Genomic DNA, 16,411 nt, shown 5'->3' on the forward strand with positions numbered 1-16,411 from the left:
TGCGAGTTATAATGGTATGCTATTATAATATTATTTGTCTGTCCATGCGCGTTCCGCCAGGGGGCTTCGCGCATTTGATACCGGTACCATATTTTTCATTTTGGACGTGACGTCAAGGGTGCCGGGGCAAGACGATGATGATCCCCGTGGCGCCGCTGAAGCCTGTCCGCTACCGGTGAGCGTGGCGTGCGGCGCGGCGAACGCTTTGCAAAAGGATGGCAAGGCAGCCGACGAGCAGGAGGGCGCCGCCGAGCAGCGGCGGCAATGCGAGCAGCTTCACCCCCGCGGTAACCGCGGCCACAAGGACCAGCGCCAGCAGCGCGAGACTGCCGTCATCGACGAACATGCCGAAGAATTCCCTGGCGACAAGGCGAAGGACGTTCATCGGGCGAGCCCTCCGGCGGCTGTGGGATTGGTGCCGCGCAGCCAGCGCACCATGGCGAAGGATGCCAGCGCGACGATGGCGAAGATGGCGAGCAGAGCAAGATCGGCACCCGGCCAGTCGGCGCCGATGCCCTCGCCGGTCCAGAAGATGCCGAAGCTGGTCAGCATCAGCCCGACCACGAATTTGAGGGCGTTTTCGGGCACGCGCGCCAGCGGCCGGTGGACAGCGAGACCGACAAGCATCACCAGGACGAAAGCGGCCAGCGCGCCCATGCTCGCGTAAAATGTCTGCCCATGCGCGGCGCCGACAGCGATGACGATGAACACCACCTCCACCCCCTCGAGCAGCACCGCCTTGAACGAGGCCAGCCCGGCGTGGTAGTCGGCGCGCCGATCGTCAGCCTGCCGGTGCAGCGCGGCGGTTTCCTTGGCGAAGGCCGCCTCTTCGTCATGCAGGGCGATGACGCCGACGCTGCGCAGGATGGCTTTTCGCAGCCAGCGCATGCCGAACAGGATTAGCAGCACCCCGACGATGAACTGCAGCGTGTTGATGGGGACAAGCGCCAGCAGCGGCCCGAACGCCAGCACCAGGGCCGCCAGCACCGCCAGAGCCAGCGCAGCACCCGTCAAGGCCGGACGCCAGCTGCGTGTCACCCCGACCGCGAGCACAATGGTGAAGGCTTCGACGACCTCGACCAGGGAAGCGAGAAATGCCGCCGTGACTGTCGAGAGGATGGGTGTCAGTGTCTGCATCAAGGCTTCCTGTCTTGCTCGACCCTGATTCCCTGGGGGCGAATTCCCGGATCGTAGTCCAGAATCACCCTACGCGGCCAGCAGCCCAAAGCGTTCCGGCGGCAGCGCAAGCAGACGGGTGAAACTGGCCTCGATCAGATCAGCCCCGACATGTCGGAGAAGGCCATTGCTTTGCGTAGCAGCTCGGCGAAGCGCTCACCGGCCACCTCGCGCGGACCGCTGTTGTCGATCGAGGTGACGCCAGGGCCGGACAAGGTCACACTGGCGCTGCGCGCCAGCCGTGCCAGCACTTCGCCGCGCGACTCGCGGCCGCGCATCGCCAGCCGCTCGGCCAGCACCTGGGGCGAAGCGGTGATCTCGACGATCGCCAGATTGGCATAGCGTTCGCGCAAGGTGGGGATGACCGCGCGCGATACGTTGGCAACGGCGACGTGGCCATTGGAAACGGACCAGTCGACATCGGCGGGCAGGCCATAGCGCAGGCCATGCGCTTCCCAGGAGATGGCGAAGGCGCCATCGGCCTCGGCCTCGGCGAAGGCGGCGTCGGCCAGCGTGTCGTGATCCTCGCTCGCCGCATCGCTCGGCCTGGTGATGACGCGGCGAACGAACTCCAGCTGCGTCTCGTCGGCGAAAAGCGCCTTGGCGTAACCGATCACCGTGTCCTTGCCGGCACCGCTAGGGCCCACGACGGCAACAAAGACGCCATGACGGATCGGAAAGGTTTCGGCGGACAGTTCGCGCTCGATCAAGGCCGACACCATCATGCCACCCGGCGTCCCTGCCGCCACACTGTGCGCACGACCGGAACACGATCGTCGACGCGCACCCGCACCAGATCGGCGCGGCGTCCCTGTTCGATGATCCCGCGGTCGTCAAGGCCGACGGCCTGCGCCGGGTTCTTCGAGACCATGGCGACGGCCTGCGGCAGCGAAATGCCTTCGACCATGTCGCCGAGGAAGAAGGCCGACTGGATCAGGCTGAAGGGGATGTAGTCGGACGACAGGATGTCAAGCAGGCCGTCGCCGGCCAAGGTGCGTGCCGAAACATTGCCCGAATGCGAGGCGCCGCGCATGACATTGGGCGCGCCCATCAGCACGCCGAGCCCGGCGGCCTTCGAGGCCCGCGCCGCTTCCTCTGTGGTCGGGAACTCGGCGACCCTCACGCCCTGCTCGATGGCCTCGTCGACATGGGCCGACGTGGCGTCGTCATGGCTGGCGAGCACGATGCCGCGCTCCTGGCAGGCGGCGGCGATGAAGACGCGGTTCGGGCCTGAATTGCGTGCCGACTCGCCCATCCGCTTCTCGCAAAATTTCTTGAAATCCTGATCCGAGAGCTTCAGCTTGCGCTGGTAGTAGTAGGCGTAGGTTTCAAGGTTGACGAACTGGCGCTGGCCGGGCGCATGATCCATCAGCGACGCCAGTTTCACCCTGTCGTCTGTCTCGAAATTGGCGAAGGCCCTCAGGCAGTCCGGTGCCGAGACTTCGCAGCGCAGATGGATGAAATGGTCTGCCCGCAGCCGCTCCTGTTGGACACTGTCCTCGATCGCATCGGCCAGCTTGCGGATGTCGTCCGATGTCAGGTCGGCGTCCTCGTCCATGCCGACGCGGAGCGCATCGAGCACGGTGGTGATGCCGGCGGTCGCCACCTGCGCGTCATGGGCAAGCACCGCGGCGATCGGGTTCCAGCGCACTTTCGGCCGCGGCGCATAATGGCCCTCGAGATGGTCGGTGTGGAGTTCGACCAGTCCTGGAATGATGAAGTCGCCGCCCATGTCCTCGCCGGTCCGGGCCGCGCCGGCATCGATGCCGGCGATAAAGCCGTCGCGCAGCACCAGCGAGCCTTCGACGATCTCGTCGGCAAGAACGATGCGGGCGTTGGAAAGAACAGTTTCGGCGGTCATTGCGGCTGGTCCTTGCTTCTTCCGGCGCCTGTCAGGCGGTTTTTCTGGCCGGGCGGCGTCCAAGCGCGTGCTGGGACAGCACCATGAACGGCGCACCGGGTTCGAGTTCGACAAACAATGTCAGCGCATCCACCAGCACGGGCTGGCGCAGCACATCGGCGAAAAGGCCGTCGATCGCCGCGCGCAGGCGAGGGCTTTCCTGTGGGCCGGCCCGGCCCGACAGGGTCATATGGAAGCGAAAGGTCTCGAAAACATAGGGATAGCCCCACTGGCAGAGATTGCGAAACTCCGCCGGCTTCAGCGAATCCGGGCTGCGCCGCTCGATCTCGGCCTCGCTCAACGGCGCGCGAAACCGGTCGAAATCGCGCACGACGTCGTCGGCGAAGCGGTTGAGCGGAGGCAGCGGACCATCCGGCACCAGCGCGAAGAAGCTGTCGATCTGGCTGACGACCAGACGCGGGATCGTCACAACCGGCGTTGCTTCGGCAAAATGGTCTAGCGCCGCGCGCAGCGAAGCCTCGGTCTCGGTGGCAGCCAGGCGGAAGGGCGCCTTCAGCGTGGCGTGAAAGCCATAGCGGCGCGCCGAAGCAGTGTGGAAGGCCACTTCCGCCGCCGACAGGTCGGCCACGGCCTCAACCGGGCCGGTCGCGGCACCGAACGGGTCGCGGCCCAGCCAGTTGGCGGCGATACGCGCCAGCAGCTCGTCCTGCCTGGGGGTGAAATAGATGGCATAACGCATGGGAAGTCCTCGTCAGAAACGTTGCCATAGGTGATTTCCATGACGGATTGACGAAGCTTTGAAGGGTTTTCGAAGGCAAATCGACCCTCAGGGTCGTTAGCCGACGATTTTTCCCAACTGGACCAACAAATTCAACCGGAAACGCAGAACGGTCAGGCCTTCATCAACCATTCGTGCTCGGGCGCGTTGTGGAATTTCCACGTCCGCTTCGGCCCGGCCATCACATTGAGGTAATAGAGGTCATAGCCATGGCAGGCGGCACAAGGGTGATAGCCCTTGGGCACCAGCACGACATCGCCGTCCTCGATCGCCATGGCTTCGTCCAGCGCGCGCCGGCCATCCTTGTCGGCGTCGGTATAGACGCGCTGGAAGGCAAAACCCTGCGGCGGGTTGAGGCGGTGGTAGTAGGTTTCCTCGAGATAGGATTCAGCGGGCAGATTGTCCTGGTCGTGCTTGTGCGGCGGGTAGCTCGACGTGTGGCCGCCGGGCGTGATGACCTCGACCACCAGCAGCGAGTCGGCCGGCTGCCCCTCAGGCAGGATGTTGGTGACGTAGCGCGTGTTGGTGCCCTTGCCGCGCACCTCCTGGCCGAGATCGTCCGGCCCGATCACCCGGACCGGCAAGCCGCCGCCAAGGCCGGGCGCCGAGCATACCGCGAGTTCCAGCTCGGTATCGGCCGTCACCGACCAGTCCGATCCCTGCGGCACGTAGACCGACCACGGCTTGCCCTCGAAAGGCGACATGCGCTCGCCGAGCAGGCCGAGATCCTTGCCGCCGGCTTTTGCCGTACCCTTGCCGGTCACGAAGACCAGGCAGACTTCGCGGTCGTCCGACTGTCCCGAGGCGCTCTGGCCGGGCTTCAGCCGATGCAGATCGAAACCGACATAGGTCCAGCCAGCGCCTTGCGGCGTGACATGCGCGACGCGGCCATTGCCCTTGTCGGCTTTGACGAGCAGTTTCGACATTTTTGTCTCTCCTATCGCAAATCTTCGAGATCGGCCGAAGCCTCCCAACTTCGTCATCCTAGGGCGTAGCAGGAGCGACGTCCGTCGCGGAGACCCTAGGATCCATTCCGTGACCTTGACGATCGGCGCAGCGGAGCAGAATTCTGGACCGCCGCAACGCACTCACGTCACGGCATGGATCCTAGGGTCTGCGCCGCGTCGCTGCGCTCCTTGCTCCGCCCTAGGATGACGAAGCTCGGGGGCTTCATTCCTTCGGCTCGACCGGAGGCTTCGTCTCATCCACGGGCTTGTACAGATAAAAAAACTGCCAGACGGCATAGCCGGCGAAGCCGAGCGCGATGACGCCCCAGAACGGGGTGCCGGAGGCGAATTCGATCACCGACCAGATCACGCAGACCGCGACGACGGCAACGCGCCGCCACAGCGGCCGGAAGAACGGGTGTTCATAATCTTTCATCGCGCCATCCGAGAGTTGCTGAACCAGTTCTCAGATAAGCCACCGGTGGCGACCAATCCAGCCTTCAGGCATTCGGGAAGCCCTGCGTCTCGACGGTGTAGCCGGCGGCGGTCATCACCCGCATCAGTTCCTTATGGCCAACCTGCGCCATTTTCAGCGGCGGGTTCTTCCTGGGGTCCTGCTCGGCCTCGACCACGAACCAGCCTTCATAGCCATGATCGGCGAAGCGCTGCACGATGGCGCCGAAATCGAGCGAACCGTCGCCCGGCACGGTGAAGGCGCCGAGCGCCACGGCGTCGAGGAAGGATTGTTTCGTGCGGTCGAGCCCGTCGATCACCTCCATGCGCACATCCTTCACATGGACGTGGCTGATGCGCTTGTGGTGGTTGTCGATGGCGCGCAGCACGTCGCCGCCGGCAAAGGCCAGGTGCCCGGCATCGAGCAGCAGCGGAATGCCCTCGCCGGAATGGCGCATGAAGGCGTCCAGTTCCGGCTCGGTCTCGACTACCGCCGCCATGTGGTGGTGGTAGGAAAGCGGCATGCCTTGCCCGGCGCACCATTCGCCGAATTCCGTCAGGCGCCGCGCGTAGGCCTTCATTTCGTCGCCCGAAAGCTTCGGCTTGGTGGCGAGCGGCCTGGAGCGGTCGCCCTGGATCGAGCGTCCGACCTCGCCATAGACGATGCAGGGCGCGTCGACCGCCTTGAACAGGTCGATCATCGGCTGGATGCGCTCCTTGTTCGCAGCCATCTCCTCGTCGACCAGCGTGCCGGAAAACCAGCCGCCGCATAGCGTCACGTCGGCGGCCTTCAGGATCGGCAGCATCACCTTTGGGTCCTTGGGAAAGCGCCGGCCCATTTCCATGCCGGTGAAACCGGCAGAGCGCGACTGGCGCAGACACTCTTCCAGCGACACGTCATCGCTCAGTTCGGCAAGATCGTCGTTCCACCATGCGATGGGGGACATGCCCAGTTTGGCTTTCAAGTCGTCACTCCGGTTTAGAACTGCTTATTACCTGTTGGTTGGCGCTGCCCCTCATCCGCCTGCCGGCACCTTCTCCCCGTATAGGAACGGGGAGAAGGAAGGAGCTTCAGCGCCGGCGTCAATCGCCGATGGTCTGCATCTGCCGCTTCTCGTCATAGGCCTTGCGCGCCGCGTTCACCTGCGGCCGCACCGAGACCTCGGGCACCGCCACGTCCCACCAGTGCCCGCCGGCATCGGTGGAAACCAGCGGGTCGGTGTCGATGACCAGCACGGTGGTGCGGTCGTTCTTTTTCGCCTGAGCCAGCGCCGTCTCCAGCCCGGCGATCGACGAAACTTTTTCTGATATCGCGCCCATGCTGGCGGCATGCGCGGCAAAGTCGACATCGGGCAGGATCTCGTGGCGCGAGTCCTTCAACAGGTTGTTGAAGTTGGCACCGCCGGTCGCCATCTGCAGCCGGTTGATGCAGCCGAACCCCCTGTTGTCGAGCAGCACGATGGTCAGTTTCAGGCCGAGCATCACCGAGGTGGCGATCTCGGAATTCAGCATCAGATAGGAGCCGTCGCCGATCATGACGACGACCTCCTCGTTGGGCTTGGCCATCTTGGTGCCGAGGCCGCCGGCAATCTCGTAGCCCATGGTCGAGAAGCCGTATTCGGCATGGTAGGAGCCGGGCGCGCCCGCCTGCCAAAGCTTGTGCAATTCGCCGGGAAGGCCGCCCGCGGCATGCAGGAGCGTCACGCCTGATCCCATGGCGCGCTGCACGGCGCCGATCACCTGCGCATCCGATGGAAAGGCGACGTTGGTCGATGCCGTCACCTTGGCCGCGTCGGCCTGCCAGGTGGTCTTGCCAGTGGCCGCATTGTCGGTCCAGGCGACAGGCGCCTTCCAGCCTTGCAGCGCGGCGCCGAGCTCGGCGAGCCCTTCCGCTGCGTCGGCGACCAGCGGCAGCGCCCGGTGCTTGCCGGCGTCGAAGGGCTGTACGTTGAGCCCGATGATGGTCTTGCCGGAATTCTTGAACAGCGCCCATGAGCCGGTGGTGAAATCCTGCAGGCGCGTGCCGATGGCGAGTACGACGTCGGCCTCTTCGGCCAGCCGGTTGGCGGCCGAGGTGCCGGTGACGCCGACCGCCGCCATGTTGAGCTTGTGATCGTCCGGCAGCGAGGACTTGCCGCCTTGCGTCTCGCAGACCGGAATGCCGGCGCCTTCGGCGAACTTCGCCAGTTCGTCGGAAGCCTGCGAATAGAGAACGCCGCCGCCGGCGATGATCAGCGGCTTCCCGGCTCCCTTGAGTGCCGTGACGGCGGCGGCGAGTTCGCCACGGTCCGGGCGCGGCCGGCGCTGACGCCAGACCCGCTCGGCAAAGAAGCTCTCGGGATAGTCATAAGCCTCGGCCTGTACGTCCTGGCAGAGCGACAGCGTCACCGGGCCGCAATCGGCCGGATCGGTCAGCACCTGCATGGCGCGGCTCAGCGCCGGTATGATCTGCTCCGGCCGCGTGATGCGGTCGAAATAGCGCGACACCGGCCGGAAACAGTCGTTGACCGTCGCAGTGCCGTCCGAAAAATCCTCGGCCTGCTGCAGCACCGGGTCGGGGATGCGGTTGGCGAAGACGTCGCCCGGCAAAAACAGGACGGGCAACCGGTTCACGTGGGCAAGCGCAGCCGCCGTCACCATGTTCAGCGCGCCGGGGCCGATCGAAGAGGTCGCGGCCATGAAGCGGCGACGGAAATTGGCCTTGCCATAGGCGATCGCCGCATGCGCCATCGCCTGCTCGTTGTGGGCGCGGAAGGTCGGCAGCTCGTCGCGCACCTGGTAAAGCGCCTCGCCGATGCCGGCGACATTGCCATGGCCGAAGATCGCCCAGACGCCGCCGAAGATCGGCACCGTCTTGCCGTCGATCTCGGTCATCTGGCGGGACAGGAAGCGGGTCAGCGCCTGCGCCATCGTCAGGCGGATTGTCTTGCTCATGGTTGTTTCCTCCGCAGTCCCTGTGTCGCGGCCTGTTATGCCGCCTTGCGGCCGCGCGCGGCAAGCCACGCCTCGGTCAACTGTTCGAAGCGCAAGGCCATGTCGGCGACGGCCTCGTCATCAGACATTTTGCCGGCCAGCCACTGTTCGGCCGCGTGGACGAAGATGGTGCGGCCGACGGCAAAGCCCTTGACGATGGGCGCCTTGGCGGTGGCGGCGAACGCCGCCTCCAGCTCGTCCTGCGGCGCCTCCAGCCCAAGCAGCACGATGCCACGGCACCAGGGATCGTGCTCCAGGATCACCGCCTCGATCTTGGCCCAGGCGCCGCTCGACGCCTGCGGCTCGAGCTTCCACCAGTCCGGCTTGATGCCGAGCGCATAGAGTTCCTCCAGCGCGCGCGGGATCGTCGTGTCGTCGAGCTTGCCATGCTTGCCGGCGATGATCTCGATGAGAAGTTCCCGGCCGACCTTGCGCGCGGCCTCGAACAGCGCGCGCAGCTTCTGCTGCTGTTCTTCCTTGAGTTCCGCCGGATCGTCCGGGTGGTAGAAGCACAGGCACTTGATGCAGTGATCGACGGGCCATTCGGTGAGCTGCGAGCCGATATCCTGCGAGAATTCGAAGCGCAGCGGCCGCGAGCCCGGCAGTTCCACCGGACGGCCAAGCCAGGCAAAGGGATGGCGGGCGAATTCGAACATCGCCTCGCGGCCATGCTTCTCGTCGATCAGCATGCCGTAGCCGTCGCGGCCGGCAGCGACCTTGGCCGCCGCCTTGACCGCCAGCACTTTGAAATCGCGGATGCGCGCTGGATCGGCGCCGGTCTTGGCCGCCACATCCTCGAGCTGCACACGGTGGTCGCAGGCGAGCGCCATCAGTGAAGGGATGTCGCGCCGGCGGGTGGTTGCCCAATGGATGTGGTTGATCGCCTCGTCCTTGCGCAGTGCGCGATGCTTGCTGCCGTTCTTGAGGAAGAACTGCAGCTCTTCGAAGGTCGGATATTCCGGCGCGCAGAGCAGCCGCGACACGGCGAAGGCGCCGCAGGCGTTGGCCCAGGTCGCCGCGGTTTTGAAGCTTTCACCGCCGAGCCAGCCGCGCAGCAAGCCGGACATGAAGGCGTCACCGGCGCCCAGCACATTGTAGATCTCGATCGGGAACCCTTCGCCGACGATGCCGTCCTCGAGATCGTCGCTGATCGGCCCGTCATAGACGATGCAGCCCATGGCGCCGCGCTTCAAGACGATGGTCGCCGGGGACAGGGCGCGGATCGTCTTCAGCGCGCTCAGGCAGTCGTCGGCGCCAGACGCGATCATGATCTCTTCCTCAGTGCCGACGATGAGGTCGCAATCGGGCAGCACCGTCTTCAACTGGGCCGAGACCCGGTCCGACTTGACGTAGCGCTCGAAACCTTCGGCGTGACCGGCGAGACCCCACAGGTTCGGCCGATAGTCGATGTCGAAGACCACCTTGCCGCCCTTGGCCTTCATGATGCGGATCGCCTTGCGCTGGGCGGCGTCGCTGTTGGGGCGGGAAAAATGCGTGCCGGTGACGACGATGGCGCGGGCCGAGGCAATAAACGCCTCGTCGATATCCTCTTCCGAAAGCGCCATGTCGGCGCAGTCGGAGCGGTAGAAGATCATCGGCGAAACGCCTTCGCTCTCGACCGAAAGCAGCACAAGCGCGGTCAACCGTTCCTTGTCGGTCTTCAGCCCGTCGGTGTTGACGCCTTCGCGTTTCAGCTGCTCGCGGATGAAGCGGCCCATCTGCTCGTCGCCGACGCGCGTCAGCAGCGCCGAGCGCAGGCCGAGCCGCGCCGTGCCGACCGAAATGTTGGCCGGGCAGCCGCCGACCGACTTGGCGAAGGAAGTGATATCCTCGAGCCGCGAGCCGATCTGCTGGCCATAGAGGTCGACGGAAGCGCGACCGATGGTGATGACATCGAGCGGCGCCTGTCTTGCGTCCACGGCTTCGCTCATTGGAACCTCCCGTCGGTCTTGTCGTCATGGACAACATTATTGGGTAACACGCGCGAGCGGCAGCGTGGCGCCAGCAATATGAAATAATAATTCCAATCCATAGTCAATATGGAATGAGCATTCCCTAGCCTAAAATTGCCTTTTTGGATGTCTGGTCAAGCCTTGCGCTTGCGGCTCGCGTCACGCCGCTTCTCGCCGACGCCGACGGTCAGCGCCATGGCCAGCGCCATTGTCGCCGACAGCGAACGGAAACCGGCGAAATCCGCCTCGGCCACCTCGAACCAGACCCTGGCGAACTGGGCCAGCGGCGAGAATGAGCTGTCGGTGATGGCAACGATCGGTACGCCCTGCTCGGAAATGCTGCGCGCTTCCTCGATCGTGGCCGGTGCGTAGGGCGAGAAGCTGATGGCGATGACGGCGTCCGCCGGCGTGGCGAAGCCGACCATCTCGGCATTCAGGCCGGCAGCCGATTCGATCAGCTGGTTGCGGATCTTCAGCTTGCCCAGCGCGTAGGCGATATAGCTCGCCACCGGATAGGAGCGCCGCTTGGCCAAGACATAGATGGTCTGCGCCTTTGCCAGCAGCGAGATAGCGTCTTCCAGATGCGCGTCGTCCAGTGTGCGGGAAATGTCGTTGAGCGAGGTGCTGGCGGCGGCAATGAAACCGTCGAAGATCGCCCGGTGGCCGGCGCCGCCCTCGGCCTTGGCGCGTAGCGCCTGCAGCCGCTCGTCATAGGAGGAGTTGCGCTCGCGCAACCGCTCGCGGAACACCTGCTGCAGGCTGGTAAAGCCGTCGAAACCGAGTTGCTGGGCAAAGCGGATCAGGGTCGAGGGCTGCACACCGGCCGAAGCGGCGATGCTGGCGGCGGTGCCAAACGCAATGTCGTCCGGATTGTCGAGCGCATAGGCGGCGATCTGGGCGATTCGCTTGGGCAGGCTCTCGCGCCGGTCCAGAATGGTGGCGCGCAGCGTCTCGAAGTCGCGAGGTACCTGTTCGTCCATCGTCTCCGCCCAAGCCTGTCTGGAGGCTCTCTGTGCCTCATCATAGCGGGCCTGCGCAAGAACGCCATAAAAAATGAGGCAGACATTCCATTTCCGGAGAAAATGGACTAATTCATCCATCCAACGCTCAGGCAGTGGAGAAAGTTGGATGGTCGGCGTAGGTCTTATCGGTACGGGTTTCATGGGCAAGTGCCACGCCATCGCGTGGAGCGCAGTGGGAGCCGTCTTCCCCGATGCGACCAAGCCGCGGCTCGTCCATCTCGGCGAGGTCAGCGAGGACCTTGCCAGGCGCAAGGCCGGCGAGTTCGGCTTTGCCAAGGCGTCCGGCGACTGGCGTGCCGTCGTCAACGATCCGGAGGTCGACGTCGTCTCGCTGACAACGCCCAACCAGTTTCATCCGGAAATGGCCATCGCCATCCTCGAAGCCGGCAAGCATCTGTGGTGCGAAAAGCCGATGGCGCCGAGCTTCGCCGAGGCCGAGGCAATGGCGGCCGCCGCCAAGACATCAGGCAAGATTGCCGCGCTTGGTTACAATTACATCCAGAGCCCGGCCATCCGTCACATCGGCGCGCTGCTCGACGAGAAGATCATCGGCGAGGTCAACCATCTGCGCATCGAGATGGACGAGGATTTCATGGCCGATCCCGAGGCGCCGTTCTTCTGGAAGCACGAAGCGACTTCCGGCTATGGCGCGCTCGACGATTTCGCCGTGCATCCGCTCTCGCTGGTCACGGCGTTGTTCGGCCGCGTCGCCAGCGTCATCTGCGACATGGCCAAGCCCTATGCCGACCGCAAGCTGGCGGCGGGCGGGCGGCGCGCGGTCGAGACCTACGATATCGCCAGCGTGCTGATGCATCTGGAAAACGGCATTGCCGGAACGCTGCAGGTCAACCGCTCGGCCTGGGGCCGCAAGGGCCGTATCGCCATCCAGATCTTCGGCTCCAAGGGTTCGATCCTGTTCGACCAGGAGCGGATGAACGAATTCCAGCTCTATTTGACGTCGGACCGACCGACCGAACAGGGCTATCGCACCATATTGGTGGCGCCGCAGCACAAGCCCTATGATCTTTTCGTGCCGGCGCCCGGCCACAGCCTCGGCTTCAACGATCTCAAGATCATCGAGTGCCACGAATTGCTGACGCGGCTGGCCGGCAAGCCGGCCCGGCTTATCGAGTTCGCCGAAGGGCTGGAGATCGAGCGCACCGTGCACGCGATGGCGCGCTCCTTCGAGGAGAAGCGCTGGGTGGATGTGAGATAACGCCAAGTTTTCAGAGACTGCGCGGTTTAGGACCGCCTTCCCCCACTCCGTCTCGGCTTCGCCGAGCCACCTCTCCCCCCTCCGGAGGGAGAGGAAGGGAGCTAAGGCCGGCGAACACGCGCCTTTCCTCTACCCCGTCGATCGGGGGAGAGGTGTCGAGCGAAGCTCGACGGAGTGGGGGTCGACTGCTTGGCGAGAGATTAAGTACTCATCCCCTCGCTTCAGCCACTGGCTGCCGGAGTCTCCCAGCCATTGACCCAGATTTGCCGCAAGCGGTCGCCTTCGTCCTTGAAGCGTAACCCGGTCGGCTGGCAGTCCTCGATGCGGTCGCTGCGGAAATTGCGGATCGCCTGGCGCAGCTCGCACCAGGCGACGATGTTGGCGGTTTCGGCGTAGTAGATCAGCGCGATCGGGCGGATGAGCCGCTCGGAGGCACGGCCTGCTTCGTCGCGGTAGGAAAGGTCGAGCTTCTCCTCGTCGCGGATGGCGCGGCGCACCAGCGCCAGGTCGATCGTGCCGGCGGCGGGCGCGGCAAAGCCCCAGGCATGCAGCGCATTGGCGTCGAGCGTCTGGCGCAAGGGCGGCGGCACCGCGCCGGCGATCTTGGCGCTGACGCGCTTGGCCGCCTGCTTGAGCTCGTCGTCTCCCGTGCGCTCGAGCAACGCCAGCGACAGCACGATCGCCTCCATCTCCTCGATCGAGAACATCAGCGGCGGCAGGTCGAAGCCGGGACGCAGGATATAGCCGATGCCACGGCCGCCCTCGATCGGGACGCGCATGGCCTGCAGCGCGGCGATGTCGCGGTAGATCGAGCGTATCGTCACTTCCAGTTGCCCGGCAATCATTGCCGCCGTCACCGGCTGCCTGGCCAGCCGCAGGATCTGGATGATCTCGAACAGGCGCGAGGCCTTGCGCATTTTTCTCCCCGGCTGTGATCACAACTGACACACCATCGTCAGTTGGCTCGATCTATAGGATCGCCCATCGGCTTGAAAATCAACAATTCCTTGGCGGCACGCCCCCAAGAGGCGACAGGCAACTGACATGAGCTACGCGGAAAATCTCTGGCTTTTCTTTCTTCTCCTGTTCGGCATCATCGCCGTTCCAGGCATGGACATGCTGTTCGTGCTCGCCAACGCGCTGACCGGCGGACGCGACAGAGGGCTGGCCGCGACCGGCGGCATCATGGTCGGCGGCATGGTACACACGCTGAACGGCGCTGTCGGCGTCGGCCTGCTCATGCATTTCGTGCCGATCCTGTTCAAGCCGCTGCTGATCGCCGGCGCCGCCTACATGGCCTATATCGGCATCACGCTGATGCGCAGCTCCATCACCGTCGGCCGTGAGGGGCCGGCCGGCAGCCGTTCCGCATGGAAAGCGTTTCGCCAGGGTTTCGTGACCTGCCTGATCAACCCGAAGGCCTATCTCTTCGTCCTGGCCGTCTACCCTCAGTTCCTGAAACCGCACTACGGTCCGATCTGGATGCAGGCGACGATCATGGGCCTGCTGACCCTGCTGACGCAGGCGGCGATCTATGGCGGGCTGGCCATTTCTGCCGGCCGCAGCCGCAGCCTTCTGATCGCCAATCCGCGGGCGACCGTCCTTGCCGGGCGCGCCGCCGGGCTGCTGCTGTTCGCGGTCTCGGTCTTCACCGCATGGGAAGGGCTGAGGGCGGCGTAAGTCCCGGCGCCGCCCCTCCCGCATCGCCATCGTGTCAGGCGGCCCCTTGCCGGCTGTCCAGCATGGCGCGCCGCGCCGAGCGGCGCCATTCTACGGCACCGGCAAGCCCGTGCAGCACGGTCTCGGTGGTCGCCCAGTCGATGCAGCCATCGGTGATGCTCTGGCCGTAGACCAGCGGCTTGCCGGGCACGACATCCTGCCGGCCGGCGACGAGATTGCTTTCGATCATGACGCCGATGATGCGCTCGTCGCCCGCCGCCACCTGGCCTGCCACGTCCGCCGCCACCTTCGGCTGGTTCTCGGGCTTCTTGCTGGAGTTGGCGTGGCTCACGTCGATCATCAGGCGCGGCGCGATACCGATGCGGGCGAGTTCCACCGAAGCAGCCTCGACGCTTGCCGTGTCATAGTTCGGCTGGACACCGCCGCGCAGGATGACATGGCAATCCTCGTTTCCGGTCGTCGCCGCAATCGCGCTGCGTCCGCCCTTGGTCACCGCCATGAAATGATGCGGCTGGGCGGCCGACTTCACCGCCTCGCCGGCGATCCTGAGATTGCCGTCGGTGCCGTTCTTGAAGCCGACCGGGCAGGAGAGGCCCGAGGCCAGCTCGCGATGGATCTGGCTTTCGGTCGTGCGCGCGCCAATGGCGCCCCAGGCGACGAGGTCGGCAATGTATTGCGGCGTCGTCATGTCGAGGAATTCGGTCGCCGCCGGCAGGCCGAGATTGTTGACGGCGGAAAGCACATTGCGCGCCATCCGCAGCCCCTTGTCGATGTTGAAGCTGCCGTCGAGGTCGGGATCGTTGATCAGGCCTTTCCAGCCGACAGTGGTGCGCGGCTTTTCGAAATAGACCCGCATGACGATCTCGAGCCGGTCGGCCAGGGCCTCGCGCAGCGCCGCCAGACGGCTGGCATAGTCAACGGCCGCGACCGGATCATGAATGGAACAAGGGCCGACGATGACAACAAGTCGATCGTCGGCCCCTGTCAGGATGGAGTGGATGGCGTTGCGCGAGGCGGCAACGGTGCGTGTCGCCGTGAGTGAGCGCGGTATCTCGCGCATCACCTCTTCCGGCGTGCTCAGCAGTCTAAGTTCCTTGACCCGAAGGTCGTCTGTAGTGGTCAACACGGCTTTCTGCTCCTGTTTGGGAACCTGCCGGCTGAAACAAAAAAGCCGCCAGGTCTGGCGGCTTGTCGGACTGTTTGCTGCAATCTTCAGATCGAGCGCAATCCTCCCGCCGCCAGCGAGCTGCTAAAGTACCAATAGGTGGCGGACAGGTGGATCATGCCGCTCATATAGTCGAAGCGGCGGCGTTTGTCGATGGGGCGATGAGGGTCAGGTGGCGAAACCGTCGATGACAGCACCCCTCTCCCCGTCCCTATACGGGGAGAGGATGCCGGCAGGCAGGTGAGGGGCGGCGCCTACGTCGGAGAGACAAGCGAGGTGGCAGGGTATGGACCGGTAATTGTCAAAGTCGGTGCTGCCTCTCATTGCCCTGCCGGGCATTTCTCCCCGTATAGTGACGGGGAGAAAGGGCCAGCCGCAACGTCGGCACTATTCCGGCGACGAGCCGGCGATGCTCTGGTCGTAGTCGACCAGCGATCCGGTCATGACGCCCGATTGCGGGCTGACCATGTAGCTGATCAGCCGCGCGAGCTGGTCCGGCTTCACCAACTGGCCCATCGGTTGGGCCGCTTCGGCCTTCGCCAGCCAGTCGTCGGGTGCGTCGTGCCATTTCTTCTGCACGATGTCCTCGCCCTCGGTATCCATCCAGCCGGGCAGAACGGCGTTGCAGCGGATGCGGTTGAAGCGATAGGCGTTGGCGACGTTCTTGGTCAGCGTCATCAGCGCGCCCTTGCTGGTCGAATAGGGCGTCAGGAAGGACTGGCCGGTATGCGCCGACATCGACAGCACGTTGACGATCGAGCCGGGTGCCTTTTTCTCCAGCAGATGCGCCACCACGCCCTGCATCAGGAAGAAGGGGCCGCGCACATTGGTGTCGAAGATCTGGTCGAAAAGCTCTTCCGATGTCTCGACCAGGGAGCCGCGCGCCGAGGTGGCGGCGGCGTTGACCAGCGCGTTGATCGTACCGAAATGCGAGAGCGCGGTGGCGACCGCACGCTTGCAGTCGGCAACCTTCGAAACGTCGGCGCTGATGAAGATGGCGTCGACGCCAGATTTCTTGAAATGGGCAACAGCCTTGTCGCCCTTCTCCTGCGAGCGGCCGATGAGCGCCAGCGCCCGGCAGCCCTCGTCGGCCAATGCCTCGGCGACAGCAAAGCCGATGCCTTGCGCGCCGCCGGTGACGATGGCGCGTGTCTGTGAATTACGATCGGTGCTCATTGCTCTGCTCCT

At 64.7% G+C, this 16,411-nt stretch carries 16 protein-coding genes; 2 read left to right on the forward strand and 14 right to left on the reverse strand.

Annotated elements, in window-relative coordinates; genetic code table 11:
- Positions 1-169: 169 nt before the first annotated feature.
- The 11 genes from EN851_RS25270 to EN851_RS25320 all read right to left on the reverse strand — a co-directional run bounded on the left by EN851_RS25270 (position 170) and on the right by EN851_RS25320 (position 11,120).
- Positions 170-385, reverse strand: a complete 216-nt coding sequence (locus EN851_RS25270) for a hypothetical protein (protein ID WP_127279298.1) — start codon at positions 383-385, stop codon at positions 170-172.
- The gene (locus EN851_RS25275; RefSeq protein WP_135930220.1) at positions 382-1,137 is read right to left on the reverse strand and encodes a COG4280 domain-containing protein; all 756 of its coding nucleotides are present in this window, start codon (positions 1,135-1,137) and stop codon (positions 382-384) included. The genes EN851_RS25270 and EN851_RS25275 overlap by 4 nt, the downstream gene beginning before the upstream one ends.
- A gap of 134 nt (positions 1,138-1,271) precedes the next feature.
- On the reverse strand, positions 1,272-1,901 hold the full coding sequence (gene phnN, locus EN851_RS25280) for a phosphonate metabolism protein/1,5-bisphosphokinase (PRPP-forming) PhnN (protein ID WP_167531402.1): 630 nt from the start codon (positions 1,899-1,901) through the stop codon (positions 1,272-1,274).
- Positions 1,898-3,037: an alpha-D-ribose 1-methylphosphonate 5-triphosphate diphosphatase gene (locus EN851_RS25285; RefSeq protein WP_135930221.1), complete on the reverse strand. Its 1,140-nt coding sequence runs from the start codon at positions 3,035-3,037 to the stop codon at positions 1,898-1,900. Before EN851_RS25285 ends, phnN begins: the two co-directional genes overlap by 4 nt.
- Positions 3,038-3,068: 31 nt before the next feature.
- On the reverse strand, positions 3,069-3,776 hold the full coding sequence (locus EN851_RS25290) for a DUF1045 domain-containing protein (protein ID WP_127871210.1): 708 nt from the start codon (positions 3,774-3,776) through the stop codon (positions 3,069-3,071).
- Positions 3,777-3,928: 152 nt separating this feature from the next.
- The gene (gene iolB, locus EN851_RS25295; protein WP_127279305.1) at positions 3,929-4,741 is read right to left on the reverse strand and encodes a 5-deoxy-glucuronate isomerase; all 813 of its coding nucleotides are present in this window, start codon (positions 4,739-4,741) and stop codon (positions 3,929-3,931) included.
- Between the two features lie 244 nt (positions 4,742-4,985).
- A complete protein-coding gene (locus EN851_RS25300; RefSeq protein WP_135930222.1) occupies positions 4,986-5,198 on the reverse strand; it encodes a DUF3329 domain-containing protein in 213 nt (70 codons plus the stop codon).
- Between the two features lie 64 nt (positions 5,199-5,262).
- On the reverse strand, positions 5,263-6,180 hold the full coding sequence (gene iolE / locus EN851_RS25305) for a myo-inosose-2 dehydratase (protein WP_135930223.1): 918 nt from the start codon (positions 6,178-6,180) through the stop codon (positions 5,263-5,265).
- A 118-nt stretch (positions 6,181-6,298) separates the two neighbouring features.
- Positions 6,299-8,149, reverse strand: a complete 1,851-nt coding sequence (iolD, locus tag EN851_RS25310; RefSeq protein ID WP_135930224.1) for a 3D-(3,5/4)-trihydroxycyclohexane-1,2-dione acylhydrolase (decyclizing) — start codon at positions 8,147-8,149, stop codon at positions 6,299-6,301.
- 35 nt (positions 8,150-8,184) lie between these two features.
- The gene (gene iolC / locus EN851_RS25315) at positions 8,185-10,119 is read right to left on the reverse strand and encodes a 5-dehydro-2-deoxygluconokinase (RefSeq protein WP_135930225.1); all 1,935 of its coding nucleotides are present in this window, start codon (positions 10,117-10,119) and stop codon (positions 8,185-8,187) included.
- Positions 10,120-10,274: 155 nt separating this feature from the next.
- Entirely contained in the window at positions 10,275-11,120 is an 846-nt protein-coding gene (locus tag EN851_RS25320) for a MurR/RpiR family transcriptional regulator (protein WP_127280184.1), read from the reverse strand.
- Positions 11,121-11,268: 148 nt separating this feature from the next.
- On the opposite strand from EN851_RS25320, the gene EN851_RS25325 reads away from it, so the two are divergent.
- Complete coding sequence (locus EN851_RS25325; protein ID WP_135882643.1) at positions 11,269-12,378, forward strand: Gfo/Idh/MocA family oxidoreductase; 1,110 nt, start codon at positions 11,269-11,271, stop codon at positions 12,376-12,378.
- A gap of 221 nt (positions 12,379-12,599) precedes the next feature.
- Here EN851_RS25325 and EN851_RS25330 read toward each other — a convergent pair whose 3' ends face one another.
- Entirely contained in the window at positions 12,600-13,295 is a 696-nt protein-coding gene (locus EN851_RS25330; protein WP_135883867.1) for a YafY family protein, read from the reverse strand.
- Between the two features lie 127 nt (positions 13,296-13,422).
- Between EN851_RS25330 and EN851_RS25335 the strand changes: the two genes are divergently transcribed.
- Entirely contained in the window at positions 13,423-14,058 is a 636-nt protein-coding gene (locus tag EN851_RS25335) for a LysE family translocator (RefSeq protein WP_135930226.1), read from the forward strand.
- Positions 14,059-14,092: 34 nt separating this feature from the next.
- Here the strand turns inward: EN851_RS25335 and EN851_RS25340 are convergent, their stop codons facing one another.
- Entirely contained in the window at positions 14,093-15,184 is a 1,092-nt protein-coding gene (locus tag EN851_RS25340; RefSeq protein WP_127279236.1) for a 3-deoxy-7-phosphoheptulonate synthase, read from the reverse strand.
- Positions 15,185-15,610: 426 nt separating this feature from the next.
- Complete coding sequence (locus tag EN851_RS25345; RefSeq protein WP_127871202.1) at positions 15,611-16,399, reverse strand: SDR family oxidoreductase; 789 nt, start codon at positions 16,397-16,399, stop codon at positions 15,611-15,613.
- Between the last annotated feature and the right edge of the window lie 12 nt (positions 16,400-16,411).

Origin of the sequence: Mesorhizobium sp. M8A.F.Ca.ET.208.01.1.1 (assembly GCF_004791315.1) — a bacterium.
Lineage (GTDB): Bacteria > Pseudomonadota > Alphaproteobacteria > Rhizobiales > Rhizobiaceae > Mesorhizobium.

Coding starts and splice junctions, on each gene's coding strand:
- EN851_RS25330 (WP_135883867.1), bottom strand. CDS start 13,295: ATGCGCAAGGCCTCGCGCCTGTTCGAGATCATCCAGATCCTGCGGCTG.
- phnN (WP_167531402.1), bottom strand. CDS start 1,901: ATGATGGTGTCGGCCTTGATCGAGCGCGAACTGTCCGCCGAAACCTTT.
- EN851_RS25325 (WP_135882643.1), top strand. CDS start 11,269: ATGGTCGGCGTAGGTCTTATCGGTACGGGTTTCATGGGCAAGTGCCAC.
- iolC (WP_135930225.1), bottom strand. CDS start 10,119: ATGAGCGAAGCCGTGGACGCAAGACAGGCGCCGCTCGATGTCATCACC.
- iolB (WP_127279305.1), bottom strand. CDS start 4,741: ATGTCGAAACTGCTCGTCAAAGCCGACAAGGGCAATGGCCGCGTCGCG.
- EN851_RS25275 (WP_135930220.1), bottom strand. CDS start 1,137: ATGCAGACACTGACACCCATCCTCTCGACAGTCACGGCGGCATTTCTC.
- iolD (WP_135930224.1), bottom strand. CDS start 8,149: ATGAGCAAGACAATCCGCCTGACGATGGCGCAGGCGCTGACCCGCTTC.
- EN851_RS25270 (WP_127279298.1), bottom strand. CDS start 385: ATGAACGTCCTTCGCCTTGTCGCCAGGGAATTCTTCGGCATGTTCGTC.
- EN851_RS25285 (WP_135930221.1), bottom strand. CDS start 3,037: ATGACCGCCGAAACTGTTCTTTCCAACGCCCGCATCGTTCTTGCCGAC.
- EN851_RS25290 (WP_127871210.1), bottom strand. CDS start 3,776: ATGCGTTATGCCATCTATTTCACCCCCAGGCAGGACGAGCTGCTGGCG.
- EN851_RS25335 (WP_135930226.1), top strand. CDS start 13,423: ATGAGCTACGCGGAAAATCTCTGGCTTTTCTTTCTTCTCCTGTTCGGC.
- EN851_RS25300 (WP_135930222.1), bottom strand. CDS start 5,198: ATGAAAGATTATGAACACCCGTTCTTCCGGCCGCTGTGGCGGCGCGTT.
- EN851_RS25320 (WP_127280184.1), bottom strand. CDS start 11,120: ATGGACGAACAGGTACCTCGCGACTTCGAGACGCTGCGCGCCACCATT.
- EN851_RS25345 (WP_127871202.1), bottom strand. CDS start 16,399: ATGAGCACCGATCGTAATTCACAGACACGCGCCATCGTCACCGGCGGC.